Raw genomic sequence first — 25,521 nt, 5'->3', positions numbered from 1 at the left:
CTTACTTGCCGCGCCGGACTCGCCGGATCTCGTCGACGATCAGGCAGATCGCCCCGAGCGTGATGGCGCTGTCCGCCGCGTTGAACGCCGGGAAGTACCAGTTGCCCCAGTGGAAACTCAGGAAGTCGACCACGTAGCCGTGCATCATGCGGTCGACCACGTTGCCGATGGCGCCGCCCAAAATGCAGGCCATCGCGAACGAAAAGAGCTTCTGGCCGGCGTGCGACCGCAGCATCCAGACGATGAAGATTGCTGCCGCCACGCCGATGGCCGTGAAGAACCAGCGCTGCCAGCCCGAGTGGTCGGCCAGGAACGAGAAGGCCGCGCCCGTGTTGTGCGCCCGCACGACGTTGAAGAAGCTCGTCACGTAGGTCGCGTCGCCGAGCTTGTAGTAGCCCAGGATCAGCGTCTTCGTGAACTGGTCGATGATCACGATGATCGTCGCCAGCCCGAGCCACGGCCAGATGCTGGCGCCGCGCGAACGCGAGGCCGACGAGGTGGAACGTGCGGTCGCCATCAGGCCACGCTGCGCGATTCGCCCGCGCCGAACAGGTTGCTCGTGCAGCGGCCGCAGATGGTCGGGTGCGCCGGGTCGTGGCCCACGTCCTCGCGGTAGTGCCAGCAGCGTTCGCACTTCTGTGCGGTGCTGGGCGTGACCACGGTCGACAGCGTGTCGCCCGCCGCCAGTGCCACGGCCGAGGCGATGAACACGAACTTCAGGTCGTCGCCCAGCGAGCCCAGCAGCGCGAGGTCGTCGGCCGGTGCGTTCAGCTGCAGGTTGGCCTGCAGCGACGAGCCGACCTTGCCCTCGGCGCGCACCGCCTCGATGTCCTTGTTGACGCCGTCGCGGATCTCGCGGATGCGGCCCCACTTGGCGAGCAGCGCCTCGTCGGGTGCGGCGAACTGGCTGTAGGTCTGCGTGAAGATCGACTCGCCGGCCTTGCCGGTGCCCACGATCTTCCAGGCCTCTTCGGCCGTGAAGCTCAGGAACGGCGCCATCCAGCGCAGCATCGCCTGCGAGATGTGCCACAGCGCGGTCTGTGCGCTGCGGCGCGCGAGCGAGCCCGGCGCCGTCGTGTAGAGGCGGTCCTTCAGGATGTCGAGGTAGAAGCCGCCCAGGTCTTCCGAGCAGTAGATCTGCAGCTTGGCCACCACCGGATGGAACTCGTACACCTGGTAGTGCGCAAGGATCTCGGCCTGGAACTGCGCCGCGCGCGACATCGCGTAGCGGTCGATCTCGAACAGCTGGTCGAGCGGCACGGCATCCTTGGCGATGTCGAAATCACTCGTGTTGGCCAGCAGGAAGCGCAGCGTGTTGCGGATGCGGCGGTAGGCGTCGACGACGCGCGCGAGGATCTTGTCGTCGCCCGCGATGTCGCCCGAGTAGTCGCTCGCGGCCACCCACAGGCGGATGATTTCCGAGCCCAGCTTGTTGCTGATTTCCTGCGGGTCGATGCCGTTCTTGAGCGACTTGCTCATCTTGATGCCCTTGGCATCCACCGTGAAGCCGTGCGTGAGCAGGCCCTTGTACGGTGCGCGGTCTTCCAGCATGCAGGCGATCAGCAGCGACGAGTGGAACCAGCCGCGGTGCTGGTCGTGGCCTTCGAGGTACAGGTCGGCCTCGGGGCCGGTCTCGTGGTGCACGTTGGGGTGCGTGCCGCGCAGCACGTGCGAGAAGGTCGAGCCCGAGTCGAACCACACCTCGAGGATGTCGGTGCTCTTGGTGTAGCTCGGTGCGTCTTCGGCACCCAGAATGTCTTCGACCGTGACGCGGCTCCAGGCCTCGATGCCGCCCTTCTCGACGATGTCGGCGGCCTGGTCGAGGATCTCCATGGTGCGCGGGTGCAGCTCGCCCGAATCCTTGTGCAGGAAGAACGGGATCGGCACGCCCCAGCTGCGCTGGCGGCTGATGCACCAGTCGGGCCGGCCGGCGATCATGTCGTGCAGGCGGGCCTTGCCGTTCTCGGGGTAGAAGCTGGTCTGCTCGATGGCGTCGAGCGCGGTCTGGCGCAGCGTCTTGGGCGCCTTGTCCTTGGTGAACACGCCTTCGCCCTCGTCCATGCGCACGAACCACTGCGCGGCCGCGCGGTAGATCACCGGCGTCTTGTGGCGCCAGCAGTGCGGGTAGCTGTGGGTGATGGTCTCGGTGGTCAGCAGGCGGTTGGCGTCGCGCAGCGCGGCGATGATCACCGGCACGGCCTTCCAGATGTTCTGGCCGCCGAACAGCGGGAAGTCAGGCGCGTAGCTGCCGTTGCCCTGCACCGGGTTCAGGATGTCGTCGTACGCCACGCCGTGGGCGATGCAGGAGTTGAAGTCGTCCACGCCGTAGGCAGGCGAGGAGTGCACGAGGCCGGTGCCGTCGGTGGCGGTGGCGTAGTCGGCCAGGTAGATGGGCGACAGGCGCCGGTAGCCGGCATCCACGTCGTACAGCGGGTGCTCGAACTCGAGCCCGCCGAGTGCCTCGCCCTTGACCGTGGCCAGCACCTTGCCGTCGAGCGCGTAGCGCGTCATGCACATCTCGACCAGCGAGTTGGCCAGGATCAGCAGGCCGCGCTCGGTGTCGACCAGCGAGTACTCGAGCTCGGGGTTGAGGTTGATCGCCTGGTTGGCGGGGATCGTCCACGCGGTGGTGGTCCAGATCACGGCGAAGATGTCGCCCAGGATCGTGTGGTCGGTGCCGAAGGCCTTGAGCACCTTCTCGCGCTCGTGCGCCTTGAAGGCCACGTCGATGGTCTGGCTCTTCTTGTCGGCGTACTCGATCTCGAACTCGGCCAGCGAGGAGCCGCAGTCGAAGCACCAGTACACGGGCTTCAGGCCCCGGTACACGAAGCCGCGCTCGATCACGCGCTTGAACGCGCGCAGCTCGCCGGCTTCGTTGGCGAAGTCCATCGTCTTGTAGGGATGGTCCCATTCGCCCAGCACGCCCAGGCGCTGGAAGTCGACCATCTGCTGGGCGATCTGCTCCGTGGCGTAGGCGCGGCTCTTGGCCTGCATCTCGTCGCGGCTCAGGTTGCGGCCGAACTGCTTTTCGATGGCGTTCTCGATCGGCAGGCCGTGGCAGTCCCAGCCGGGCACGTAGAGCGCGTCGAAGCCTTCGAGCTGGCGCGCCTTGGTGATCATGTCCTTGAGGATCTTGTTCACCGCGTGACCCATGTGGATCTGGCCGTTGGCGTACGGCGGGCCGTCGTGCAGGATGAACTTGGGCGCGCCGTGGCGGGCGTCGCGCAGACGGTGGTAGCGGCCTTCGTCGTTCCATTCCTTGACCCAGCCCGGTTCGCGCTTGGGCAGGTCGCCGCGCATCGGGAAGGGGGTGTCGGGCAGGTTCAGCGTGGAACGGTAATCTTTGGGGGAAGCAGCGTCAGACATGTTGGGGTGCGGCGAAACAGAGGGGCTTCGACAGGCTCAGCCCGAACTGCATTGAGCGGTCGGTGCGGAAGATATAGCCGTTCGCCCTGAGCTTGTCGAAGGGCGGCAGCACGGGGCGTGCAGGGCTAAATTCGGTCGCGCGTGGTCTGGCGGTGGGTCTCGGCGTGGGTCGATGCGAAGAACGCGCGTGCGTCGCGGCCATCCTTCGCGATGCCCGCAGTGAGGGCTTCGAGGCTGGTGTAGCGCAATTCGTCGTGCAGTTTGTGCAGGAGTTCCACGCGCACGATTTTACCGTAGGCCCCTTCGGCCCCCAGATGCGAGGGCCACTCCAGGCAATGCGTCTCCAGCAGCACGCGCCCCGCGTTGACGTCGTTGGCGTCCAGCGAGGGCCGCACGCCGAGGTTGGCCACCCCGGGCAGCGGCTGGTCGGCCAGGCCGTGCACCAGCACCGCGAAGATGCCGCTGGCGGCCGGTTTCCAGTGCTTGAAGCGCAGGTTGAGGGTGCGAAAACCGTCGTCCTTGCCCGGCGACGACGCACCCAGCGCCCGGCCCAGCTTGCGGCCGTGCACCACGTGGCCCGAGATCGTGTACGGGCGCCCCAGCAGCGTGTGGGCGTCGGCCATGCGGCCTTCGGCCAGCGCCTCGCGCACGGCCGAGCTGGACACGCGCAGGCCGTGCACCTCGTAGCTGTTCATGCGAGCGACGTCGAAGCCGTGGGTTTCGCCGGCCGCATCGAGCATGGCGTAGTCGCCGGCGCGTTTGGCGCCGAAGCGGAAGTCGTCGCCCACCAGCACGTAGCGCGCGCCCAGGCCGTCGATCAGCACGTTCTGGATGAAGGCCTCGGGCGACTGGGACGCCAGCCGGCCGTCGAAGGGCAGCACGATGGTCTGGTCCACGCCGCAGGCCGCCAGCTCGGTCAGCTTGTCGCGCAGCGTGCCGATGCGCGCCGGGGCCAGGTCGGGTTTCTTGGTGACGGCGGCGAAATAGTCGCGCGGGTGCGGCTCGAAGGTCAGCACGCAGCTGGGCAGCCCACGATGGCGGGCCTCGGTCTGCAACAGCGCCAGCATGGCCTGGTGGCCGCGGTGGACGCCGTCGAAATTCCCGATCGTGAGGGCGCAGGCCGGAGCTACGCCCGGGTGTCGGAAGCCGCGGAAAACCTGCATGGGAGAGTATCTTTTTGATAGCGCCTGATGCCCGTCGTATGGGCAAATCAGGCCGATTTGTCACAAAGCCGGTATATTGTGACGCAGTGGGTGGGTTGGCGTGAGTCGCCAATGCATTCCGAGTCTCTGGTCTCTGCGTGTTTTTCTCGTTTCGAGGAGGCGTGTGTGAAGGTCTTGAAGCTGTCGGCCCAAGGGCTGCCCCAGTCATGGATATCGCTGGAACAGGCGGTGATCCACTACGCGGCGGACGAAGTCCGCTGGGAAGTGGGCGCGCAGGTGGCCGTGTTCCGTGGCGGCCACAACGCGATCACGGGCGAGCAGTCGCAGATCGCGATCAACAGCATCATCGGCACCAAGGGCGTGCCGCGCATCAATCCCTTCGCGCAGCGCCCGGGCCTGACCAACAGCAAGCTGTTCTCGCGCGACCGCAACATCTGCGCCTACTGCGGCGGCCATTTCCACGAAGACGAACTCACGCGCGAGCACATCATTCCGTTCGCGCAGCGCGGCATCGACACCTGGATGAACGTGGTCACGGCCTGCAAGCCCTGCAACCACCGCAAGAGCAGCCGCACGCCCGAGCAGGCGAACATGCCGCTGCTGTACGCGCCCTATGTGCCGAGCCTGTGGGAAGACTTCATCCTGCGCAACCGCCGCATCCTGGCGGACCAGATGGAGTTTTTGATGGCGCATCTGCCGCAGTCGTCCCGGTTGCACGACATCTGACACCGGACACGCAAGAAAAAAGGAGGCCTCGGCCTCCTTTGTCATTTCAGCCCTTCCAGGCCGGCGGCCGCTTCTCGATAAAGGCCTGCACGCCTTCCAGCGCGCTCTCGTCCATCATGTTGCAGGCCATGGTCCGGCTGGCGTCGGCCAGCGCGGCCTCGATGCCGGTCTCGAGCTGGCGATAGAACAGCGCCTTGCCCAGCGCGAGCGCCGTGCGGGGCTTGGCGACGATGCTGGCGACCAGCGCCTCGACCGCGGCGTCGAGCGCCTCGGGCGGCGCGACCTGGTTGACCAGGCCTTTCTCGCGCGCTTCCTCGGCGCCGATGAATTCGCCCGTCACCAGCATCTCGAAGGCTTCCTTGCGACCCAGGTTGCGCGAGAGCGTGACGCCGGGCGTGGCGCAGAAGAGGCCCACGTTGACGCCGCTGACGGCAAAGCGCGCGTCGCTGGCAGCCACCGCGAGGTCGCAGACCGCCACCAGCTGGCAGCCCGCCGCGGTCGCGATGCCGTGCACGCGCGCGATCACCGGCACGGGCAGCCGCTGGATCGACAGCATCATCGCGCCGCACCGGTCGAACAGCTGCTGGTAGTAGCCGAGCGAGGGTTCGGCGCGCATCTCCTTCAGGTCGTGGCCCGCGCAGAAGGCCTTGCCCGCCGCGGCGATGACGACGGCGCGCACCGTGTCATCGGCGGCGACCGCGCCGAGCGCCTGCTCGAGCGCGCCGAGCATGCCCTCGGACAGCGCGTTGAAGGCGGCGGGGCGGTTCAGCGTGAGCGTGACCACGCCGCGCGCGTCGCGTGCCGTCAGGACAAAGGGGACGGTGTCGTTCATGGCCGTTCAGTACGTCAGCTCGAGCACCGTCGTGTGCCCTTGCGCGGCGGGCCAGCTCTGGCCGGTGAGGCGCTCGCCGTTGAACTCGGCGCTGACCGTGCGCTGCGGCGCGCCGGCCGCGATGCGCAGCCGCGAGCTCGACTGCCCCGCGCCCTGGGCCGGCACGCCGGGGGGCGGGCTCTGGCCGTCGAAGTTCATCGTGTCGCGCTGCGCATCGAAGTAGCCGCGCGGGCGCGTGAAGACGACCACCGCGCCTGCGCCACTCTCGGCCGGCGCCAGGCGTTCGGTCCGCAGATTGACGACGCCGCTGCTGCGCACGAACGGGCTGCGGTAGATGTGCGTGGTGCCCTGGCCGGGCACGTCGAGCACGAACTCGTAGCGCGCCGTGGGCTGCGCGCTGAACGGACCCCAGCGGCCATCGGCGCCGACCGTCTGCTGGTGCGCCGCCTCGCCGCGCCGCGCGCCCGAGGCCGGGTCGACCGCAAAGACCGTGACGCGCGCGCCGGCCAGCGCCAGGTTGTCCGCGCCGGTCGCGCGGCCGTCGAGCACGACCTTCGATTCCGGCGCCACCGCCGTGCTGGCCGGCGCCTGGCCGGTCAGGAAGCGCCAGGTCGCCGCGAAGGCAGAGGGCGAAAACGAGGTCTCGCGGTGGTCCACGCGCGGCAGCACGAGGTTGGTGGCGCCCTTGAGGGCCGGCCCGTCGAAGCCGATGTTCGTCGGCCGGCCCGGCGCGCCGATCCACAGGCCGTCGGGCTGGGCGTACTTGTCGTTGGTGTCCGAGCGCAGCGTGAGCCACTGCACGCCGGGCGTGACCTCGTCGCCGTTCGGTCCCTTGGGCGCATTGAGTTGCTGCATGAAGGCCGAGAGTCCCGAGAACTCGTTGTTCTCGCGCAGGCCCTTCACCTTCCAGATGCCGTGCGCCGGGTTGCCGCCCAGCACCACGTGGCTCACCACGGCTGCGCCGCCGCCGTTCTGCACGTAGTTGCGGATGGTGTTGCCGCCGCGCGAATTGCCGATGAGCACGACCTTGGGCGCGCCCGTGGCCTTCAGCACCTTCTCGACCTCGGCGCGCAGGAACGCGGCCGAGTCGGCGGTGGAGCTGCGCCCCGGCTGGGCCACGGCGTCGTCGTCGCGGGCCAGGGGAGTCGGCTGGTCGAGCGCAAACAGCCGCTCGCGCGGCCAGCCGTTCGATTCGAAGCGCCAGATCGTGGTCTGCCACAGCGCGGCCGAGTCGCCGTTGCCGTGCATGAAGACGATGGGCGGGCGCTCGGTGGAAGAGGGCGCGGAGGTGGCGCAGCCGGTCAGCAAGGTGACGGCGGTGCTTCCGGCAAGGGCCAAGGCAAGCAGGGTGCGGCGGGAAGGCATGTCTGTCTCTCTCCTGGCAGGGGGCTGGGGCCCCACAAGTGAAAACGCCCGCCGGCGCAAGGCGGGCGGGCGTTGGATGCTATCGACAAACAGCCGTCAGGCGAAGACGCCGGCCGTGTCCTGCATGCGTGCCGACACTTCACCCAGGTGGTGCAAGGTGTCGCCGAAGGTGAGCTCGAGCTGCGTGAGTTTGCGGAAGTAGTGGCTGCCGATGTATTCGTCGGTCACGCCGATGCCGCCGTGCAGCTGCACCGAGTTCGCGGCCACGTAGCGCATCGACGTGCCCAGCTGGTACTTGGCGCGGGCCAGCGCCTGGCGGCGCTCGTCGGCCGGGGCGTTGAGCTTGAGCGTCGCGTAGTAGCTCATCGAGCGTGCCAGCTCCAGCTGCATCTTCATGTCGGCGACGCGGTGGCGCAGCGCCTGGAAGCTGGAGATGACCACGCCGAACTGCTTGCGCTGGTTCATGTAGTCGATGGTGACGTCGAGCGTCTTGTCGAGCACGCCGACCGCTTCGGCGCAGGTGGCGGCAATGCCGACATCCACCGCGTATTCGAGCGCGGCCAGGCCGTCGGCCGTGACCAGCGTGGCGTCGGCCTTGTCGAACACGACCTCGGCCGCGCGGCCGCCGTCCTGCGTGCCGTAGCCGCGGGCTTCGACGCCGCTGGCGCTGCGCTCGACCAGGAAGAGGGCGATCTTGCCGTCGACCTTGGCGGGCACGATGAAGGCATCGGCCTCGTCGCCCACGGGCACCACGCTCTTGGCGCCGGTCAGCGAGTAGCCGTTGCCCGACTTGACGGCCGTGGCCTCGCACACGTCGAGGCGGTAGCGTGCCTTGCGCTCCTGGTAGGCCAGCACCACGAGGGCCTGGCCGCCGGCGATGCGCGGCAGCCAGTTTTCCTTGGTGGCCGCGTCGGCGTAGCCGCCGAGCACGGCGCCGGCGATCAGCGTCTGGGCGAAGGGCTCCAGCACGATGCCGCGGCCCAGTTCTTCCATCACGACCATGCCGGCCACCGGGCCCATGCCCAGGCCGCCGTCGTCTTCGCTGATGTACAGGCCGCCCAGGCCGAGCTCGGCCAACTCGTCCCAGGCCTCGCGCGAGAAGCCGCCCTTGGCCTCGATGCCGCGGCGGCGCTCGAAGTCATAGCCCTTGTCGACCCACTTGCGAACGGCGTCGCGCAGCTGGTCCTGGTCTTCCGAAAAATTGAAATCCATGTTGGTGTCTCCTCAGCCCAGGACGGTTTGCGCCACGATGTTGCGCTGGACTTCGTTCGAGCCGCCGTAGATCGTGGTCTTGCGCATGTTGAAGAAGGTCGATGCCAGCGGTGCCAGCGCCGGGTTGCCGCCGGGGAAGTTGCCCTGCCAGCCGGCTTCCATGGCTTCGCGGATCAGTGGCAGCGAGTAGGGGCCGCCGGCCAGCATCATCAGCTCGGCGTAGCGCTGCTGGATCTCGCTGCCGCGGATCTTGAGCAGGCCGGCCACGTCCAGCGAGTTCTTGCCCGAGGTGGCGGCGGAGAGCACGCGCAGCACCATCATCTCGAGGGCGACGATGTCGACTTCGAGCTTGGCGATCTCGTCGCGGAAGCGCAGGTCGTCGTACACGCCTTCGCTCTTGGCGATGCGCTTCAGGCGCTCGAGTTCGCGCTTGGCGCGGTTCACGTCGGCGATGTTGGTGCGCTCGTGCGAGAGCAGGTGCTTGGCGTAGGTCCAGCCCTTGTTCTCTTCGCCGATGAGGTTTTCGGCAGGCACTTCGACGTTGTCGAAGAACACCTCGTTCACCTCGACGCCGCCGTCGATCAGCTTGATCGGGCGCACGGTGACGCCGGGCGACTTCATGTCCAGCAGCAGGAAGCTGATGCCGGTCTGGGGCTTGCCCTCGTTGCTGGTGCGCACGAGGTTGAACATCCAGTCGCCGTGCTGGCCGAGCGTGGTCCAGGTCTTCTGGCCGTTGACGATGTACTTGTCGCCCTTGCGCTCGGCCTTGGTCTTGACCGAGGCCAGGTCGGAACCCGAGCCGGGTTCGCTGTAGCCCTGGCTCCACCAGACTTCGCCGCTGGCGATGCCGGGCAGGAAACGCTTTTGCTGCTCGGCGTTGCCGAAGGCCATGATCACCGGGGCCACCATGACGGGGCCGAAGGGGATGATGCGCGGCGCGCCGGCGAGGGCGGTTTCTTCCTCGAACAGGTGGCGCTGCACGGCGGTCCAGCCGGGGCCGCCGAATTCCTTGGGCCAGCCGTAGCCCAGCCAGCCCTTCTTGCCGAGGATCTTGGCCCAGCCTTGCAGATCGTCGCGCGTCAGTTCGAGCGCGTTGTGCACCTTGTGCGAAATCTCCTGGGGGAGGTTGTCCTTGACCCATGCGCGAACTTCTTCGCGGAACTTCTGTTCTTCGGGTGTGAAGCTCAAATCCATGCGTGCCTCGCTGTGTTGATCGGTCCACCGCAGACGCGGGGTGTCTCCGGAATTGCGAGTTTTAGCACGGTCGTGCTGCGATCCGGTGTCCGCGTCGCGACAAGCCCGCCGGCGTGCGGGTCGACGGGAGGCTGATCGGGGTGTTGGCGGGGCACGGATAATCCCGGCCTCCCATGAAGAACATCGTGATCCTGATCTCCGGCGGCGGCTCGAACATGGCGGCCATCGTGCGCGCCGCCGAGCGCGACCGCTGGGCCGAGCGCTTCGGCGCGCGCATCGCCGCCGTCATCAGCAACAAGGCGGAGGCCGGCGGCTTGGCGCTGGCCGCATCGCACGGCATCGCGACCGCCGTGGTGCCGCACCAGGCCTTCGACAGCCGCGAGGCCTTCGACGCGGCGCTGGCCGAGGCGGTCGACGCCCACGCGCCGGCGCTGGTGGTGCTGGCGGGCTTCATGCGCATCCTGACGCCGGGCTTCGTGGCGCGCTACGCCGGGCGGCTGGTGAACATCCACCCCTCGCTGCTGCCGGCCTTTCCGGGGCTGCACACGCACCAGCGCGCGATCGAGGCGGGCTGCAAGGTGGCGGGGGTGACGGTGCACCAGGTCACGGCGGAGCTCGACCACGGGCCGATCCTGGCGCAGGCCGTGGTGCCGGTGCTGCCGGACGACACGGCCGCCACGCTGGCCGCCCGGGTGCTGTCCCAGGAGCACCTGCTGTACCCGCGCGCCATCGCTGGATGGCTTTTGGATACATTGAGTCACAAAGCTTAAAGTTGTTTATATTGCTGGGTTTTCGGGAGCACAGAACTTTGAAAACCCAATCGCTACTGTTGACGTTGGCCACCGCGGCCCTGCTGGCCGCCTGCGCCGCTCCGGCCCCCGCGCCGGCACCGGGCGCCGCCGCGCCTGCGCCCGCCGCACCGGCCGAACCCGTCTTCCAGTGCAACGCCGAAGGCGCCCGCTTTGCCGTGGGCCAGCAGGTGACGCCCCAGCTCGAAGCCGCCGCGCGCGCACGTGCCGGCGCCGGCACGGCACGGGTGCTCAAGCCGAACCAAGCGGTCACGATGGAACTCAACCCCGGACGGCTCAACATCAGCGTCGACGCGCGTGGCCGCGTCAAGGACGTTCACTGCGGCTGAGCGTCGATCGGGGTGAAGCGGCGCTGCGGGCGGCCGTCGATCTCGATGGTTTCCTCGAACATCGCGGCGGGCCGGACCCACAGGCCGCGTGCACCGTAGAGGGCGCGGTACAGCGTCATCGGCTCCAGCGTCTCGCTGTGGCGGACGGTGCCGATCACGTCGTATTCGCCGCCCTTGTAGTGGCGGTAGCGGCCAGGGGGCGTTTCGATCAGGGGAGGGAGGTCTTCGTCGTTCAACGGGGGCTTCTTTCTTCGGTAACAACTGTCGGATGAGTCTTTGACGGGAGTCGGATGGACCGTGCGGATTTTGTTCACCTGGTTCGCCTGAGCGAGCACGCGAGTGCGGACGACAGCGCGCGCTACCGGCGTGGCGTCGCGGCGTTCGCCGCGCTCGGCTACCTCTGGGTGCTGGCCTGCCTCGGGCTGGCGGTGGGCATTGTGGCCTGGGTGGTCGTGTCGGTGGCCGACGGGCGTTTCAACTTCACCCGCGGCTGGCTGCTGGTGTTCGCGCTGGGCCTGTTCTGGGCGACTTTGCGTGCGCTCTGGGTGCACTTCGACGAGCCCGACGGCGAGCCGCTCACGCGCGCCGACGCGCCTGGGTTGTTCGAGGCGCTGGACCGCATCCGCGAGCGCATCAAGGGTCCGCCGGTGCACCGCGTCTACCTGGACGACAACTTCAACGCCAGCATCCGCCAGGTGCCGCGCTTCGGCCTGTTCGGCGGCGCGCTCAACTCGCTGAGCATCGGCCTGCCGCTGCTGATGATGCTGGACCGCCAGCGCCTGCTGTCGGTGCTGGCCCACGAATACGGGCACCTGCGCGGCAACCACGGCCGCCTCAGTGCCTGGATCTACCGCACGCGGCTGTCATGGCTGCGGCTCGATGCCAGCCTGCAGCGCGACGAGGGCGTGATGGCGCTGGTGTCGCAGGCCTTCTTCCGCTGGTACTTTCCGCGCTTCGCCGCCAAGACCTTCGCGCTGGCCCGCCAGGACGAGTACGAGGCCGACCGCATCTCGGGCCGGCTGCTCGGCACCGCGGTGGCCGCGGCCGCGCTCACCGAAGTGGCCATCAAGGGCAACTGGTACGCCAGCGAGTTCTGGCCCTGGCATTGGGCGCGCGCCGAGCGCGAGCCGCTGCCGCCCGGCCCGTTCGCCGCCCTGCGGCAGCGCGCCCGCACGCCGCCGAGCGAGGAGTTTGCGCGCCAGGCGCTGCGCGAGGCGATGCGGCGCGTGAGCGACCTGGACGACACCCATCCCGTGCTGCGCGACCGGCTGGAAGCGCTGAACCAGAAGGCGGCGCTGCCGGCCTGGTCGCAGCGGCCCGCGCTCGACATGCTGGCCGACAAGCACAAGTGGATCGCGCATTTCGACAACGCCTGGCGCCGCGCCCACGCCGCCGACTGGAAGCAGCACCACGCGCACCGCTCGCGCATCCGCGAGCGCATCGCGGTGCTGGCGGCCCGCGGCGAGCGCAACACGCCCGACGAGATGGTCGAATGGGCCGACGCCGAGCGCCGGCTCGACCCGGCGGCGCCGGTGCGCGCGCGCTACGAAAGCGCGCTGCGGATCGCGCCGGACCACCCGGGCGCGCTGCGTGGGCTGGCCCAGATGCTGCCCTTGCGCGAGCGCGCCGAGCGCCTGGCGGTGCTCGAACGGCTGCACCAGTCGGGCGTGGCCAGCCGATGGTGGGCGGCCAAGAACGCCGTCGCCTCGCTCGAAGATCCCGAAGCCGGGCCGCACGACGAGCAGGGGCTCAAGCTGTGGCGCGCGCGGCTCAAGGAGGCGGAGGAGGCCGAGGCGCGCGCCTGGGAAGAGATCACCGACACGCCGTTCTTCAGCCAGATTTCGCGCCACGACCTGAACGACCACGAGCTGGGCGAGCTGCGTGCCGACATCGCACGCTGCCTGCCCGTGTCGCGGCTGTGGGTGGTGCGCAAGAACCTGCGCGAGTTCGCCTGGCGGCGGGCGTACATCGTGTTCGTCGAGGTGCCGGGGCTCGACGACGAGGACCGCTGGCACCTGTGCCGCGAACTAGAGCAGACCCTGACCTTGCCGGGCGCGGCGCTCGTGCTCTGGGCGGGGCACTCGCCCACGCTGGAAGACATCGAGCGGCAGGCCTTCGGGACCGTCTGGGTGCGCGGCGTCTGAGGCGTTTCGGCCGCGAGGCCGGCCGGCTGAGACAATCGGGGCTATGCATCCCAAAGCCCTGTTGGAGGCCACCGCCGATCTGGTCGGTCTGGTCCTGAAATTCGATCACCCGGCCGATCAGGTCGTTTCGCGCTTTTTCCGCGACCACCGCGAGTTCGGTCCGCGCGAGCGCGCGACGCTCGCCGAAACCGTCTACACCGTGCTTCGCAAGAAGCTGCTGTTCGATCACCTGTCGCCTTCGGGCAGCGGTTCGAAGGAGCGCCGCATGGCGATCCTGGGCTTTCACGGCCCGCGCGACTTCCTGAAGAGCGCGCTCAACGACACCGAGAAGCGCTGGCTCGACAACTGCGACGCCGTCCAGCCCGGCGATCTGCTCGAACGCCATCGCCACAACCTGCCCGAATGGCTGGTCGCGCCGCTCAAGGCGCAGCTGGGCGACGGCTTTTGGCCGATGGTCGAGAGCCTGCAGCAGCCGGCGCCGCTCGACCTGCGCGTCAATGCATTCACCGACAAGCGGGCGGAAGTGAAGGCGGAGCTTGCGAAGGCTGCTATCAAATCTGAAGTGACGCCGTTCTCGCCCTGGGGGCTGCGCATCGACGGCAAGCCTGCGCTGACCAAGCTCGACGCGTTCGTGCGCGGCGCCATCGAGGTGCAGGACGAAGGCTCGCAACTGCTCGCGCTGCTGCTGGACGCCAAGCGCGGCGAGATGGTGGTCGATTTCTGCGCCGGCGCCGGCGGCAAGACCCTAGCCATCGGCGCGACCATGCGCAACACCGGCCGGCTCTACGCCTTCGACACCTCGGCCCATCGCCTGGACGCGCTCAAGCCGCGGCTGGCGCGCAGCAAGCTGTCGAACGTGCACCCGGCCGCGATCGCCCACGAGCGCGACGACCGGATCAAGCGCCTGGCCGGCAAGATCGACCGCGTGCTGGTCGACGCGCCCTGTTCGGGGCTCGGCACGCTGCGCCGCAACCCTGACCTCAAATGGCGGCAATCGGCCAAGTCGGTGGCCGAACTGACGGCCAAGCAGACCGCCATCCTGCAAAGCGCGGCCCGGCTCGTGAAGTCGGGTGGCCGGCTGGTGTACGCCACCTGCAGCGTGCTGCCGGAGGAAAACGAGGCCATCGCCGAGGCGTTTGCCGCCGCGAACCCCGATTTCGTGCCCATGGATGCCGCGGAACTGCTCCAGGCGCTCAAGGTGGAGGGCGCCGAAACCCTCTGCGCGGGCGGGGAAGACGGCCGGCGCTACCTGCGTCTGTGGCCGCATCGCCACGCCACCGACGGCTTTTTTGCCGCCGTGTGGAACCGGAAATAGGCGCGGGGCTCCAAACTAGGGTAAATCTGCGGTGTGACAGAAGGGCAAAAGGCCTCGTTTTGGCCCTGACATCCTAAAATCGCGGGTTACCTGAAGGCTGCACCTTCGTGTGGCCATGGAGTACCTGACTCAATGATGCTTCCTGACTCCGCCGTTCTGAACGCGGTCATCCAATGGCTCGGACACGGCCTGTGGGACATTGCCTGGTGGCAAGTCGTGCTGTACACGCTCGTCACCACGCACATCACCATCGCAGCGGTCACGATCTTTCTGCACCGCACGCAGACGCACAAGGCGATGGACCTCGGTCCGATCCCCTCGCACTTCTTCCGTTTCTGGCTCTGGCTCGGCACCGGCATGGTGACGAAGGAATGGGTCGCCATCCACCGCAAGCACCACGCGAAGTGCGAAACCGCCGACGACCCGCACAGCCCGCAGGTCAAGGGCATCGACGAAGTCTTCTGGCGCGGCGCCGAGCTGTACCGCAAGGAATCGAAGAACAAGGAAACGATGGAGCGCTACGGTCACGGCACGCCCGATGACTGGATCGAGCGCAACCTGTACACGCGCTACAGCTGGCAAGGCGTGGGCCTGATGCTGGTGATCAACCTGGCGCTGTTCGGCGCGCTCGGCCTGACCGTGTGGGCGGTCCAGATGCTCTGGATCCCGATCACCGCCGCTGGCATCATCAACGGCATCGGCCACTACTGGGGCTACCGCAACTTCGAGGCGTCCGACGCCAGCCGTAACATCATGCCCTGGGGCCTGATCATCGGTGGCGAAGAGCTGCACAACAACCACCACACGTACCCGACCTCGGCCAAGTTCTCGGTCAAGAAGTACGAGTTCGACATCGGCTGGGTCTACATCCAGGTGTTCCAGAAGCTTGGCTGGGCCAAGGTCAAGAAGGTGCCGCCGAAGATGCAGATGGGCGACATCCAGCCCGTGGCCAACGAGAAGACGCTCGAGGCCGTCATTGCCAACCGCTACGAAGTGATGGCCGGCTACGCCCGCGAAATGCGCCGTGCGACCAGCGAGGAAATCGACGTACTGAAGGCCAAGGGCGCCGACCTGTCGGTGCTCAAGGCGGCCAAGCGCTGGCTGCATCGCGACGACGACAAGGTGCCCGCCTCGGCGCGCACCCATCTGGTGCAGGCCCGTGCTGCGCACCCGGTGCTCGACAAGATGGTCACGATGCGCGAAGAGCTGCGTCAGCTCTGGCTGAACACCTCGCAATCGCGCGAGCAGCTGGCGGCCGACCTGGCGGCCTGGTGCCACCGTGCGGAAGCCAGCGGCATTGCCGGCCTGCGCGAGTTCTCGACCCGCCTGCGCGCTGCGCGCGCCTGACGAAGCAAAGGGCCGGCGCCTCCCGCGCTGTTGCTCTTGCTCAATGAAGAAGCCGACCTGAGGGTCGGCTTTTTTGTACCTGTTTTTTGCTTTCACAAAAACGACAGGCAATAAAAAACCCGCTGGGTGAGCAGCGGGTTTTCTTTGGGAGAACAGGCCGAATTACTTCAGCTTGATTTCCTTGTATTCGACGTGCTTGCGCGCCTTGGGGTCGAACTTCATGATCGACATCTTTTCAGGCATCGTCTTCTTGTTCTTGCTCGTCGTGTAGAAGTGGCCGGTACCCGCGGTGGATTCCAGCTTGATCTTTTCGCGTCCGCCTTTGCTCGTTGCCATGATTCAGCTCCTTAAGCTTGGCCGCGGGCACGCAGGTCTGCGAGCACGGCATCGATACCGTTCTTGTCGATCAGGCGCAGTGCAGCGCTCGAAACGCGCAGGCGAACCCAGCGGTTTTCGGTCTCGACCCAGAAACGGCGGTATTGCAGGTTCGGCAGGAACCGGCGCTTGGTTTTGTTGTTGGCGTGGGAAACGTTGTTTCCGACCATCGGGCCTTTGCCCGTTACGTCGCATACGCGTGCCATGTGGACACTCTTTCTTGAACAGCTGGCACCGGCGCAATCAGGGCGATTGCAGGGTGTTTTACAGCTTGACCTCGCCAGAAACGGGTGGCGGTACCCCGGATTTGCCGCAACCCGACTCCCGGTGGGAGGTAGGCCCTGTTTCGGCAAAGCCTCGGATTATAGCCCTTTCGGGCTCAACGAGGCCGGGGACCGTCGCAGATACGGGAAATCCGGCCGCGCTGGCCGGTGCCCCGTTCCCCGTGGGATAAGCCTCAGTGCTCTTCCAGGAAGCGCTGCGCGTCCAGGGCAGCCATGCAACCCGTGCCGGCGCTGGTGATGGCCTGGCGGTAGATGTTGTCCTGCACGTCGCCGGCCGCGAACACGCCGGGCACGCTGGTCATCGTCGCGAAGCCCTTCAGGCCCGAGCGGGTCAGGATGTAGTTGTCCTTCATTTCCAGCTGGCCCTGGAAGATGTCGGTGTTCGGGTGATGGCCGATCGCGATGAAACAGCCCTTGAGCGTGATCTCTTCGGTCGCGCCGGTCTGCGTGTTCTTGATGCGGATGCCCGTCACGCCCGTGCCGTCACCGAGCACCTCGTCGAGCTGGCTGTGCAGCTTCAGCACGATCTTGCCTTCGGCCACCTTCTCCATGACCTTGTCGATCAGGATCGGCTCGGCGCGGAACTTGTCGCGGCGATGCACGAGTGTGACTTTGTTTGCAATGTTGGAGAGGTACAGCGCCTCCTCGACGGCCGTGTTGCCGCCGCCGATCACGCAGACCTCTTGCTCGCGGTAGAAGAAGCCGTCGCAGGTCGCGCAGGCGGAGACGCCGCGGCCCATGAACTTCTCTTCGGAATCTAGGCCCAGGTACTTGGCCGAGGCGCCCGTGGCGATGATCAGCGAGTCGCAGGTGTAAGTGCCGTTGTCGCCCGTGAGCGTGAACGGGCGCTTGCTCAGGTCGACCTTGTTGATGTGGTCGAACACGATCTGCGTCTTGAAGCGTTCGGCGTGCTCGAGAAAGCGCTGCATCAGCTCGGGGCCTTGCACGCCGTGCACGTCGGCCGGCCAGTTGTCGACCTCGGTGGTGGTCATGAGTTGACCGCCTTGCGCGATGCCCGTGATGAGCAAAGGCTGGAGGTTGGCGCGTGCGGCGTAGACGGCGGCGGTGTAGCCGGCCGGGCCGGAGCCCAGAATGAGAACCTTGGCGTGTTGGGGTGCGGACATGAGTAGAAAACCTAGGATGGACGCTGCGGCAGCGTGTACATTTTCAGGGTGGTAGCGATACGTGGGGAGTATCACCGCCCGGTTCAACACCGGGTGCACGGTGTTTTCAATGCGCGCGATTGTAGTAATCCATGGGCTCAGCATCAGGATCACATCGCGCGCTGTTTCAGGGATTGATTAATGTCGATGCTGTCCAACCTTGAATTGCTTCGGCGCGTTCCATTGTTCGCGTCGTTGACGGCCTCGCAGTCCGCAAGCATTGCGGATGCGATCATCAAGAAGCGCTTCAAACGCGCCGAGGTCGTCGTGGAGCAGGGCAAGAAATCCGATGCGCTGTACATCATCCTGACCGGCCGCGCCCGCGTCACGAGCGCCGACAGCCGTGGCCGCGAGGTGATCCTGGCCACGCTGCATCCCGGCGACTACCTCGGCGAGATGAGCCTGATCGACGACGAGCCGCATTCGGCCACCGTGCGCACCGAAATCCAGTGCGACGTGCTCATGCTGGGCCGCGACGCCTTCGCGCGATGCCTGCCCGAGAACTCCTCGATGGCCTACAACATCATGCGCGGCCTGGTGCAGCGCCTGCGCCATGCCGACCGCAAGATCGAGTCGCTGGCGCTGATGGACGTGTACGGCCGCGTGGCCCGTGCGCTGCTCGAGTTCGCCAGCCAGGACGGCATGGGGAACCTCAAGGTCCGCGACAAGATCTCCCGCCAGGACTTGGCCAAGATGGTCGGCGCGTCGCGCGAAATGGTGAGCCGCGTCATGAAGGACCTGGAAGAGCGCGGTTTCGTCCAGTCCCAGGAAGACGGCTCGGTGATCATCAAGGACCGGCTCCTGACGCTGACCTGAGCCCATAGGCCGGGCGCTTTCGGTGTCCACGGCCTTTTGTTGTAGTGTTCGGGGCGGCCGGCCTGCGTTTTTTCGGGCCGGGCGCCGTGCTTTTCATGACCTATTCGCTCCATACGCTTCAATCGTCCTCCTCTTCTTCCGCTGCCGAAGGGCAACCTGTGCGCCTGCGTGCCCTGCGCTTCGCCCACGAAATCACCTTGATCGCCGGGTTCGCAGCCCTCCTGTTTTGGCTGCTGGCGATGCTGAGCTTCACCCCGTCCGATGCCGCCTGGTCGACCTCGGGCACGGGCGGTGAGATCAAGAACTGGGGCGGCCGCATCGGCGCCTGGCTGGCCGATGGCAGCTACTTCCTTGCCGGCTATTCTGTCTGGTGGTGTCTTGCGGCCGGTTTGCGCGCGTGGCTCTCATCGCTGGCCGGCTGGCTGCGCGGCGGCGAACCGACGCCGGCGGTCGAACAGCCCCCACGCGGCCGCTTCAATCGCAGCCGCCTCGCTTTCTGGTTCGGCCTGATCCTGCTGCTGTGCGCGAGCGCGGTGCTCGAATGGTCGCGCCTGTACCGGCTCGAATCGCACCTGCCGGGTTCGGGCGGTGGCGCCCTCGGCTACCTCGTGGGACCGGCGAGCGTGCGTTGGCTGGGCTTCACGGGCTCGGCGCTGGTCGCCATCGCCGGCGGCGTGATCGGTTCGGCGCTGGTGTTCCGTTTCTCCTGGAGCCTGATCGCCGAGCGCATCGGCGCGCAGGCTTATTCGTTGTTCGAGTCGCGCCGTGAAAAGCGCGAAATGGCCGCCGACATCGCCATGGGCAAGCAGGCCGCACGCGAACGCGCCGGCGACGAGGAAGAGCTGGCGCCCGCGCCGCGCGCCAAGAAAATGCGCCCCAGCAAGGAGGCCGCGTTCGGCGACGCCGGCCCTCTCGAGCCGAGCTTCGACGACGAAGAGGAAGAAGTCGCGCCCAAGCGCCGCCCCGCATCGCCGCCCGTGCAGATCGAGCCCGCGATGACCGAGGTGCCCCGCAGCGATCGCGTCGTCAAGGAGCGCCAGAAACCGCTCTTCAAGGAACTGCCCGACAGCAAGCTGCCGCAGGTCGACCTGCTCGACGCCGCGCTGGTGCGCCAGGAAACGGTGTCCTCCGACACGCTCGAGATGACCTCGCGCATGATCGAGAAAAAGCTCAAGGACTTCGGCGTCGAGGTGCGTGTGGTGCTCGCCTCGCCGGGCCCCGTCATCACGCGCTACGAGATCGAGCCCGCCACCGGCGTCAAGGGCTCTCAGATCCTCGGCCTGGCCAAAGACCTGGCGCGCTCGCTCTCGCTGGTGTCGATCCGTGTGGTCGAGACCATCCCCGGCAAGAACTACATGGCGCTCGAACTGCCGAACGCCAAGCGCCAGTCGATCAAGCTCAGTGAAATCCTGGGCTCGCAGGTCTACAACGAGGGCAAGTCGATGCTCACGATGGGCCTGGGCAAGGACATCATCGGCAACCCCGTGGTGGCCGACCTCGCGAAGATGCCGCACGTGCTGGTGGCCGGTACCACCGGCTCGGGCAAGTCGGTCGGTATCAACGCGATGATTCTTTCGCTGCTCTACAAGGCCGAGGCACGCGACGTCCGCCTGCTCATGATCGACCCGAAGATGCTCGAAATGTCGGTCTATGAAGGCATTCCGCACCTGCTGGCGCCCGTGGTCACCGACATGCGCCAGGCGGCGCACGGCCTGAACTGGTGCGTGGCCGAGATGGAGCGCCGCTACAAGCTCATGAGCAAGCTCGGCGTGCGCAACCTGGCCGGCTACAACACCAAGATCGACGAAGCCAAGGCGCGCGAGGAGTTCATCTACAACCCCTTCAGCCTCACGCCCGACGATCCGGAACCGCTGAAGCGCGAGCCGCACATTGTGGTCATCATCGACGAGCTGGCCGACCTGATGATGGTGGTCGGCAAGAAGATCGAAGAGCTGATTGCCCGCCTTGCGCAAAAGGCTCGCGCCGCCGGCATCCACCTGATCCTGGCCACGCAGCGCCCCAGCGTCGACGTGATCACCGGCCTCATCAAGGCCAACATCCCCACGCGCATCGCGTTCTCGGTGGGATCCAAGATCGACAGCCGCACCATCCTCGACCAGATGGGCGCCGAGGCGCTGCTGGGCATGGGCGACATGCTCTACATGGCCAGCGGCACCGGCCTGCCGATCCGCGTGCACGGCGCCTTCGTGAGCGACGAGGAAGTGCACCGCGTGGTGGCCTACCTCAAGAGCCAGGGCGAGCCCGACTACATCGAAGGCGTGCTCGAAGGCGGCACGGTCGATGGCGACGGTGATGGCGACCTGCTCGGCGGCGGCGACGGTGAAAAAGACCCGATGTACGACCAGGCGGTCGAGGTCGTGCTCAAGAACCGCAAGGCCAGCATCTCGCTGGTGCAGCGCCACCTGAAGATCGGCTACAACCGCGCCGCGCGCCTGGTCGAGGACATGGAAAAGGCCGGCCTCGTGAGCGCCATGAGCGGCAGCGGCCAGCGCGAGATCCTCGTGCCCGCGCGCCAGGCGGAGTGACCCGCCGGCGCACCATCGACGACGACCCCCATCACCACCGCGGCAGGGCCGGTTACGTGCTGAGAGGCAATTTGCAAACGCGCACCGGCGCTGCTGCAAATCTTCATGAAAGCCTACAGAAGCCGGCACCTGCGGCGGGTAGTGTCGATGGGCATCGCAGCAACGTTTTTCCGAGGAACCTCCCATGAAGAAAACCCGCCTCTGGCTGTTGGCCGGCCTGATCTGCACGGTGGCCGGCAGTGCCTGGGCCGACGGGCTCGAAAGCCTCGAAGCCTTCGTGAAGACGGTCAAGTCCGGCCGCGCCGAGTTCACCCAGACCGTGACGGCCCCGCCGCGCGAGGGCCAGCCGGGCCGCGTGAAGACGTCGACCGGCACCTTTGAATTCCATCGCCCCGGCAAATTCAAGTTCGACTATCGCAAGCCCTTTGCCCAGAGCATCGTGGCCGACGGCAAGACGCTGTGGCTCTACGACGCCGACCTGAACCAGGTCACGCAACGCACCCAGGCGCAGGCGCTGGGTTCGACGCCCGCAGCGCTGATTGCCTCCGCCGCCGACCTGCGCGCCCTGCAGGCCGATTTCGCGCTGGAAGCCGCGCCCGAGCGCGACGGCCTGCAGTGGGTCAAGGCCACGCCGAAGAACAAGGACGGCCAGCTGCAGAGCGTGATGGTCGGCTTCCAGGGTGACGCGCTCGCGGCCCTCGAGATCCTGGACAGCTTCGGCCAGCGCTCGGTGCTCAAGTTCAGCAAGGTCGAGGTGAACCCGGCGTTGCCCGCCAGCACCTTCGAGTTCAAGGCGCCTGCGGGCGCGGACGTGCTCAAGCAGTAATCACCAGCAAGACGGTAGTTTCGGTTTGGCCCCGCGCACCCACCAGCCCCTCGCCGAGCGCCTGCGTCCCAAGACGCTCGGCGAAGTGATCGGCCAGCAGCACCTGCTCGGTCCGGGCATGTCGCTGCGCATCGCCTTCGAGTCGGGCCAGCCGCATTCCTGCATCCTCTGGGGCCCGCCGGGCACCGGCAAGACGACCATCGCGCGGCTCATGGCCGACGCCTTCGACGCGCAGTTCCTGAGCATCAGCGCGGTGCTGGGCGGCGTGAAGGACATCCGCGAGGCGGTCGAGCAGGCCACGGCCGCGCGCGACGGGCTCACGCAGCAGCGCACCATCGTCTTCGTCGACGAGGTGCACCGCTTCAACAAGAGCCAGCAGGACGCGTTCCTGCCGCACGTCGAGTCGGGCCTGTTCACGTTCATCGGCGCGACCACCGAGAACCCGTCGTTCGAAGTCAATTCGGCCTTGCTGTCGCGGGCGGCGGTGTACGTGCTGCAGTCGCTCAACGAAGGCGACCTGAAGCAGATCGTCGCCAAGGCGCAATCGATCCAGGCGGTTCCAGCCATCGACGAGGCAGCCATCGACCGCCTCGTCGCCTACGCGGACGGCGACGCGCGCCGCCTGCTCAACACGCTCGAGACCTTGGCCGTTGCGGCCGGCGCCGAGAAGCTCACGAACATCACCGACGAGTGGCTGCTGCGCGTGCTCGGCGAGCGCATGCGCCGCTACGACAAGGGCGGCGAGCAGTTCTACGACACCATCAGCGCGCTGCACAAATCGGTGCGCGGCAGCGACCCCGACGCCGCACTCTACTGGTTCGTGCGCATGCTCGACGGTGGCGCCGACCCGCGCTACATGGCGCGCCGCCTGGTGCGCATGGCCAGCGAAGACATCGGCCTGGCCGACCCGCGCGCGCTGCGCCTGGCGCTCGACGCGGCCGAGGTCTACGAGCGCCTGGGTACCCCCGAAGGCGAGCTGGCACTGGCGGAATGCGTGGTCTACCTGGCCATCGCGCCCAAGTCCAACGCGGTCTACAAGGCCTACAACGCGGTGCGCGCGCTGGTGAAGAAAGACAGCACGCGCCCGGTCCCGATGCACCTGCGCAATGCACCGACCAAGCTCATGAAAGAGCTCGACTACGGCAAGGGGTACCGCTACGCGCACGATGAGGAGGGCGGTTTCGCCGCCGGCGAGCGCTACCTGCCCGAGGGCCTGGAAGGTCAGGTGTTCTACGAACCGGTCGAGCGTGGACTTGAAATCCGCATCGCGGAAAAGCTGCGCGAACTGCGTCGCCTCAACACAAATTCAGATCGCTGATACAGGTTTGCGCATCTGCATGACTTCACGCGCATACAGCATGAAGTGAGCGGGTAAACCCCGGTCATCCCGCCCCAAAACAGCGCCGGGGCGTGTCTACAATCCCGCCCACCAAATCTGCCGGCGACACATGTTGGCTGGTTTTTTGCTTGTCAAGCCAGTGGCGCCAAACCGGTGCCTCGGTAGGTGAATGGCACCCGCAAGGTGCAACACATAGGGAATCGCGTTATGGAAATATTGCTGCAGCAGATCATCAACGGTCTGGTTCTCGGCAGCATGTATGCCTTGATAGCCTTGGGCTACACCATGGTGTACGGCATCATCAATCTGATCAATTTTGCGCACGGTGAAGTGCTGATGGTGGGGGCGCTCACAAGCTGGACCATCATCGGGCTCATGAAGGACGGAATGCCCAACACACCGGGCTGGCTGATCCTCTTCGTTGCGCTGATCATTGCCTGCGTCGTCGCGGCAAGCCTCAACTTCGTGATCGAGAAAGTGGCCTACCGGCCGCTGCGCAACAGCCCCAAGCTCGCACCGCTCATCACCGCCATCGGCGTGTCGATCCTGCTGCAGACGCTGGCCATGATCATCTGGAAGCCGACCAACAAGGCGTATCCCAACCTGCTGCCGACCGACCCCATCCACGTGGGCGGCGCCGTGATCTCTCCGACGCAGGTCATGATCCTCAGCGTCACGGCGTTCTCACTCGTGATCCTGATGTGGCTGGTCAACTACACCAAGCTCGGCCGCGCGATGCGCGCCACCGCCGAGAACCCGCGCGTCGCAGCGCTCATGGGCATCCGGCCCGACATGGTCATCTCGGCCACCTTCATCATCGGCGCCGTGCTCGCGGCCATCGCCGGCGTGATGTACGCCTCCAACTACGGCATCGCGCAACACGCGATGGGCTTCCTGCCCGGCCTCAAGGCCTTCACGGCGGCCGTGTTCGGCGGCATCGGCAACCTGGCCGGCGCGGTGGTCGGCGGCATTCTGCTCGGCCTCATCGAGGCCATCGGCTCCGGCTACATCGGCACCCTCACGGGTGGCGTGCTGGGCAGCAACTACAGCGACATCTTCGCTTTCATCGTGCTGATCGTGATGCTCACGCTGCGGCCTTCGGGTCTGCTCGGCGAGCGCGTGGCGGACCGGGCCTGAGGAGCAGCACACCATGAAGAACAGCAAGAACCTCGCGCTCTACATCCTCGGCGTGGTCGCCGTGCTGGCGCTGCCCATCCTGTTGCAGACCCAGGGCAACGCCTGGGTGCGCATCGCCGACATCGCATTGCTCTACGTGATGCTCGCGCTCGGCCTGAACATCGTGGTCGGCTACGCCGGCCTGCTCGACCTGGGCTACGTGGCCTTCTTTGCGGTCGGCGCGTACCTCTACGCGCTGATGGGTTCGTCGCACCTCTCGGACACCTTTCCGTGGTTCAAGGCGATGTTCCCGAACGGGCTGCACACCTCGCTCTTGATCGTGGTTCCGCTCGCGCTGGTGGTGGCCGGGGTGCTCGGCGCGATGCTGGGGGCGCCCACGCTGAAGCTGCGCGGCGACTACCTCGCGATCGTCACGCTCGGCTTCGGTGAAATCATCCGGGTGTTCCTGAACAACCTGGACCAGCCGATCAACATCACCAACGGGCCGAAGGGCATCACGGCGATCGACTCCATCAAGTTCTGGGGTCTCGACCTCGGCAAGGCGTGGAAGTTCGACGGCTTCACGATCTCCTCGGTCACGCTGTACTACTACCTGTTCCTGGCGCTGGTGGTGGCCACCATCATCATCTCGCACCGCCTGCAGATCTCGCGCATCGGCCGCGCCTGGATGGCCATCCGCGAAGATGAAATCGCTGCCAAGGCGATGGGCATCAACACCCGCAACATGAAGTTGCTGGCCTTCGGCATGGGCGCCAGCTTCGGCGGCGTGTCGGGCGCGATGTTCGCGGCCTTCCAGGGCTTCGTGTCGCCCGAGTCCTTCAGCCTGATGGAGTCGGTGATGATCGTCGCCATGGTCGTGCTGGGCGGCCTCGGGCACCTGCCCGGCGTCATCCTCGGCGCCGTACTGCTGGCCGCGCTGCCCGAAGTGCTGCGCTACGTGGCCGGCCCGCTGCAGGCGATGACCGACGGCCGCCTCGACGCGTCCATCCTGCGCCAGCTGTTCATCGCGCTGGCCATGATCGTCATCATGCTGATGCGCCCGCGTGGCCTGTGGCCGTCGCCGGAACACGGCAAGACGCTGACCAAGAAGAACGGCGCGCCCGTCGACCCGACCCATGCGGCCGTGGCGCCCGGAACGCTCCAGACCCATGCACCGGGCATCGACAGCCCCGCTGACGAAGTGCCGGGTGCGGCATCGCGTCCCATGTCCATCAATCCGTGAGCCAAGGACAC

Annotated in this window: 23 protein-coding genes; 12 read left to right on the top strand and 11 right to left on the bottom strand. The window is 66.9% G+C overall.

Annotation, left to right across the window (positions count from 1 at the left end):
- Position 1: 1 nt before the first annotated feature.
- The 3 genes from lspA to AC1RL8_RS15425 form a co-directional block, all read right to left on the bottom strand.
- The gene (lspA, locus tag AC1RL8_RS15435; protein WP_492684713.1) at positions 2 to 517 is read right to left on the bottom strand and encodes a signal peptidase II; all 516 of its coding nucleotides are present in this window, start codon (positions 515 to 517) and stop codon (positions 2 to 4) included.
- Positions 517 to 3,366 (bottom strand): isoleucine--tRNA ligase, encoded by a 2,850-nt coding sequence (gene ileS / locus AC1RL8_RS15430; RefSeq protein WP_492684712.1) that lies wholly within the window; start codon positions 3,364 to 3,366, stop codon positions 517 to 519. Before ileS ends, lspA begins: the two co-directional genes overlap by 1 nt.
- 125 nt (positions 3,367 to 3,491) lie before the next feature.
- Positions 3,492 to 4,529, bottom strand: a complete 1,038-nt coding sequence (locus tag AC1RL8_RS15425) for a bifunctional riboflavin kinase/FAD synthetase (RefSeq protein WP_307694915.1) — start codon at positions 4,527 to 4,529, stop codon at positions 3,492 to 3,494.
- 165 nt (positions 4,530 to 4,694) lie between these two features.
- Between AC1RL8_RS15425 and AC1RL8_RS15420 the strand changes: the two genes are divergently transcribed.
- Positions 4,695 to 5,255: an HNH endonuclease gene (locus tag AC1RL8_RS15420; protein ID WP_062480919.1), complete on the top strand. Its 561-nt coding sequence runs from the start codon at positions 4,695 to 4,697 to the stop codon at positions 5,253 to 5,255.
- Positions 5,256 to 5,301: 46 nt separating this feature from the next.
- Here AC1RL8_RS15420 and AC1RL8_RS15415 read toward each other — a convergent pair whose 3' ends face one another.
- From AC1RL8_RS15415 to AC1RL8_RS15400, 4 genes are all read right to left on the bottom strand, one after another.
- Positions 5,302 to 6,087: an enoyl-CoA hydratase gene (locus AC1RL8_RS15415; protein ID WP_492684711.1), complete on the bottom strand. Its 786-nt coding sequence runs from the start codon at positions 6,085 to 6,087 to the stop codon at positions 5,302 to 5,304.
- A gap of 6 nt (positions 6,088 to 6,093) precedes the next feature.
- On the bottom strand, positions 6,094 to 7,452 hold the full coding sequence (locus AC1RL8_RS15410; RefSeq protein ID WP_492684710.1) for an alpha/beta fold hydrolase: 1,359 nt from the start codon (positions 7,450 to 7,452) through the stop codon (positions 6,094 to 6,096).
- Positions 7,453 to 7,548: 96 nt separating this feature from the next.
- Positions 7,549 to 8,664, bottom strand: coding sequence for an acyl-CoA dehydrogenase family protein (locus AC1RL8_RS15405; protein ID WP_062482928.1), 1,116 nt, complete (start codon positions 8,662 to 8,664; stop codon positions 7,549 to 7,551).
- Positions 8,665 to 8,676: 12 nt separating this feature from the next.
- Positions 8,677 to 9,858 (bottom strand): acyl-CoA dehydrogenase family protein, encoded by a 1,182-nt coding sequence (locus AC1RL8_RS15400; RefSeq protein ID WP_062482930.1) that lies wholly within the window; start codon positions 9,856 to 9,858, stop codon positions 8,677 to 8,679.
- Between the two features lie 173 nt (positions 9,859 to 10,031).
- Between AC1RL8_RS15400 and purN the strand changes: the two genes are divergently transcribed.
- Entirely contained in the window at positions 10,032 to 10,628 is a 597-nt protein-coding gene (purN, locus tag AC1RL8_RS15395; protein WP_070062139.1) for a phosphoribosylglycinamide formyltransferase, read from the top strand.
- 59 nt (positions 10,629 to 10,687) lie between these two features.
- Positions 10,688 to 10,996 carry an I78 family peptidase inhibitor gene (locus AC1RL8_RS15390; RefSeq protein WP_223301392.1) on the top strand — a complete coding sequence of 103 codons (309 nt, stop codon included), beginning with the start codon at positions 10,688 to 10,690 and terminating at the stop codon, positions 10,994 to 10,996.
- Here the strand turns inward: AC1RL8_RS15390 and AC1RL8_RS15385 are convergent.
- Positions 10,984 to 11,232: a DUF1653 domain-containing protein gene (locus AC1RL8_RS15385; RefSeq protein WP_062483076.1), complete on the bottom strand. Its 249-nt coding sequence runs from the start codon at positions 11,230 to 11,232 to the stop codon at positions 10,984 to 10,986. The two genes, AC1RL8_RS15390 and AC1RL8_RS15385, sit on opposite strands and share 13 nt — an antisense overlap.
- Before the next feature lie 54 nt (positions 11,233 to 11,286).
- Between AC1RL8_RS15385 and AC1RL8_RS15380 the strand changes: the two genes are divergently transcribed.
- The 3 genes from AC1RL8_RS15380 (at position 11,287) to AC1RL8_RS15370 (ending at position 15,802) form a co-directional block, all read left to right on the top strand.
- Positions 11,287 to 13,140, top strand: a complete 1,854-nt coding sequence (locus AC1RL8_RS15380; RefSeq protein WP_492684709.1) for a M48 family metallopeptidase — start codon at positions 11,287 to 11,289, stop codon at positions 13,138 to 13,140.
- A 43-nt stretch (positions 13,141 to 13,183) separates the two neighbouring features.
- Positions 13,184 to 14,455, top strand: coding sequence for an RsmB/NOP family class I SAM-dependent RNA methyltransferase (locus tag AC1RL8_RS15375; protein WP_492684708.1), 1,272 nt, complete (start codon positions 13,184 to 13,186; stop codon positions 14,453 to 14,455).
- A gap of 132 nt (positions 14,456 to 14,587) precedes the next feature.
- A complete protein-coding gene (locus tag AC1RL8_RS15370; protein WP_070062144.1) occupies positions 14,588 to 15,802 on the top strand; it encodes a DesA family fatty acid desaturase in 1,215 nt (404 codons plus the stop codon).
- 162 nt (positions 15,803 to 15,964) lie between these two features.
- On the opposite strand, the gene rpmG is transcribed toward AC1RL8_RS15370, so the two are convergent.
- The 3 genes from rpmG to trxB form a co-directional block, all read right to left on the bottom strand.
- Positions 15,965 to 16,138, bottom strand: coding sequence for a 50S ribosomal protein L33 (rpmG, locus tag AC1RL8_RS15365; protein WP_007830291.1), 174 nt, complete (start codon positions 16,136 to 16,138; stop codon positions 15,965 to 15,967).
- Between the two features lie 11 nt (positions 16,139 to 16,149).
- Positions 16,150 to 16,383 (bottom strand): 50S ribosomal protein L28, encoded by a 234-nt coding sequence (rpmB, locus tag AC1RL8_RS15360; RefSeq protein WP_007830293.1) that lies wholly within the window; start codon positions 16,381 to 16,383, stop codon positions 16,150 to 16,152.
- A 251-nt stretch (positions 16,384 to 16,634) separates the two neighbouring features.
- Complete coding sequence (gene trxB, locus AC1RL8_RS15355) at positions 16,635 to 17,585, bottom strand: thioredoxin-disulfide reductase (protein WP_492684707.1); 951 nt, start codon at positions 17,583 to 17,585, stop codon at positions 16,635 to 16,637.
- Between the two features lie 180 nt (positions 17,586 to 17,765).
- Between trxB and AC1RL8_RS15350 the strand changes: the two genes are divergently transcribed.
- The 6 genes from AC1RL8_RS15350 to AC1RL8_RS15325 all read left to right on the top strand — a co-directional run bounded on the left by AC1RL8_RS15350 (position 17,766) and on the right by AC1RL8_RS15325 (position 25,510).
- The gene (locus AC1RL8_RS15350) at positions 17,766 to 18,440 is read left to right on the top strand and encodes a Crp/Fnr family transcriptional regulator (RefSeq protein ID WP_062481025.1); all 675 of its coding nucleotides are present in this window, start codon (positions 17,766 to 17,768) and stop codon (positions 18,438 to 18,440) included.
- 95 nt (positions 18,441 to 18,535) lie between these two features.
- Positions 18,536 to 20,986 (top strand): DNA translocase FtsK, encoded by a 2,451-nt coding sequence (locus tag AC1RL8_RS15345; protein ID WP_492684706.1) that lies wholly within the window; start codon positions 18,536 to 18,538, stop codon positions 20,984 to 20,986.
- Between the two features lie 184 nt (positions 20,987 to 21,170).
- Positions 21,171 to 21,812, top strand: coding sequence for an outer membrane lipoprotein periplasmic chaperone LolA (gene lolA, locus AC1RL8_RS15340; protein WP_159275543.1), 642 nt, complete (start codon positions 21,171 to 21,173; stop codon positions 21,810 to 21,812).
- A gap of 25 nt (positions 21,813 to 21,837) precedes the next feature.
- Positions 21,838 to 23,130, top strand: coding sequence for a replication-associated recombination protein A (locus tag AC1RL8_RS15335; protein WP_062481021.1), 1,293 nt, complete (start codon positions 21,838 to 21,840; stop codon positions 23,128 to 23,130).
- A gap of 228 nt (positions 23,131 to 23,358) precedes the next feature.
- Complete coding sequence (locus AC1RL8_RS15330; protein ID WP_062481019.1) at positions 23,359 to 24,288, top strand: branched-chain amino acid ABC transporter permease; 930 nt, start codon at positions 23,359 to 23,361, stop codon at positions 24,286 to 24,288.
- A 13-nt stretch (positions 24,289 to 24,301) separates the two neighbouring features.
- Entirely contained in the window at positions 24,302 to 25,510 is a 1,209-nt protein-coding gene (locus tag AC1RL8_RS15325; RefSeq protein WP_062481017.1) for a branched-chain amino acid ABC transporter permease, read from the top strand.
- Positions 25,511 to 25,521: the final 11 nt, after the last annotated feature.

The organism is Variovorax sp. GW822-FHT04E09 (genome assembly GCF_058800845.1).
This window is presented reverse-complemented; position numbering and strand designations above follow the sequence as displayed.

Coding starts and splice junctions, on each gene's coding strand:
- AC1RL8_RS15375 (WP_492684708.1), top strand. CDS start 13,184: ATGCATCCCAAAGCCCTGTTGGAGGCCACCGCCGATCTGGTCGGTCTG.
- AC1RL8_RS15405 (WP_062482928.1), bottom strand. CDS start 8,664: ATGGATTTCAATTTTTCGGAAGACCAGGACCAGCTGCGCGACGCCGTT.
- AC1RL8_RS15370 (WP_070062144.1), top strand. CDS start 14,588: ATGATGCTTCCTGACTCCGCCGTTCTGAACGCGGTCATCCAATGGCTC.
- AC1RL8_RS15325 (WP_062481017.1), top strand. CDS start 24,302: ATGAAGAACAGCAAGAACCTCGCGCTCTACATCCTCGGCGTGGTCGCC.
- AC1RL8_RS15345 (WP_492684706.1), top strand. CDS start 18,536: ATGACCTATTCGCTCCATACGCTTCAATCGTCCTCCTCTTCTTCCGCT.
- rpmB (WP_007830293.1), bottom strand. CDS start 16,383: ATGGCACGCGTATGCGACGTAACGGGCAAAGGCCCGATGGTCGGAAAC.
- AC1RL8_RS15350 (WP_062481025.1), top strand. CDS start 17,766: ATGTCGATGCTGTCCAACCTTGAATTGCTTCGGCGCGTTCCATTGTTC.
- AC1RL8_RS15425 (WP_307694915.1), bottom strand. CDS start 4,529: ATGCAGGTTTTCCGCGGCTTCCGACACCCGGGCGTAGCTCCGGCCTGC.
- rpmG (WP_007830291.1), bottom strand. CDS start 16,138: ATGGCAACGAGCAAAGGCGGACGCGAAAAGATCAAGCTGGAATCCACC.
- lolA (WP_159275543.1), top strand. CDS start 21,171: ATGAAGAAAACCCGCCTCTGGCTGTTGGCCGGCCTGATCTGCACGGTG.
- purN (WP_070062139.1), top strand. CDS start 10,032: ATGAAGAACATCGTGATCCTGATCTCCGGCGGCGGCTCGAACATGGCG.
- trxB (WP_492684707.1), bottom strand. CDS start 17,585: ATGTCCGCACCCCAACACGCCAAGGTTCTCATTCTGGGCTCCGGCCCG.
- AC1RL8_RS15410 (WP_492684710.1), bottom strand. CDS start 7,452: ATGCCTTCCCGCCGCACCCTGCTTGCCTTGGCCCTTGCCGGAAGCACC.
- ileS (WP_492684712.1), bottom strand. CDS start 3,366: ATGTCTGACGCTGCTTCCCCCAAAGATTACCGTTCCACGCTGAACCTG.
- AC1RL8_RS15415 (WP_492684711.1), bottom strand. CDS start 6,087: ATGAACGACACCGTCCCCTTTGTCCTGACGGCACGCGACGCGCGCGGC.
- lspA (WP_492684713.1), bottom strand. CDS start 517: ATGGCGACCGCACGTTCCACCTCGTCGGCCTCGCGTTCGCGCGGCGCC.
- AC1RL8_RS15380 (WP_492684709.1), top strand. CDS start 11,287: ATGGACCGTGCGGATTTTGTTCACCTGGTTCGCCTGAGCGAGCACGCG.
- AC1RL8_RS15400 (WP_062482930.1), bottom strand. CDS start 9,858: ATGGATTTGAGCTTCACACCCGAAGAACAGAAGTTCCGCGAAGAAGTT.
- AC1RL8_RS15330 (WP_062481019.1), top strand. CDS start 23,359: ATGGAAATATTGCTGCAGCAGATCATCAACGGTCTGGTTCTCGGCAGC.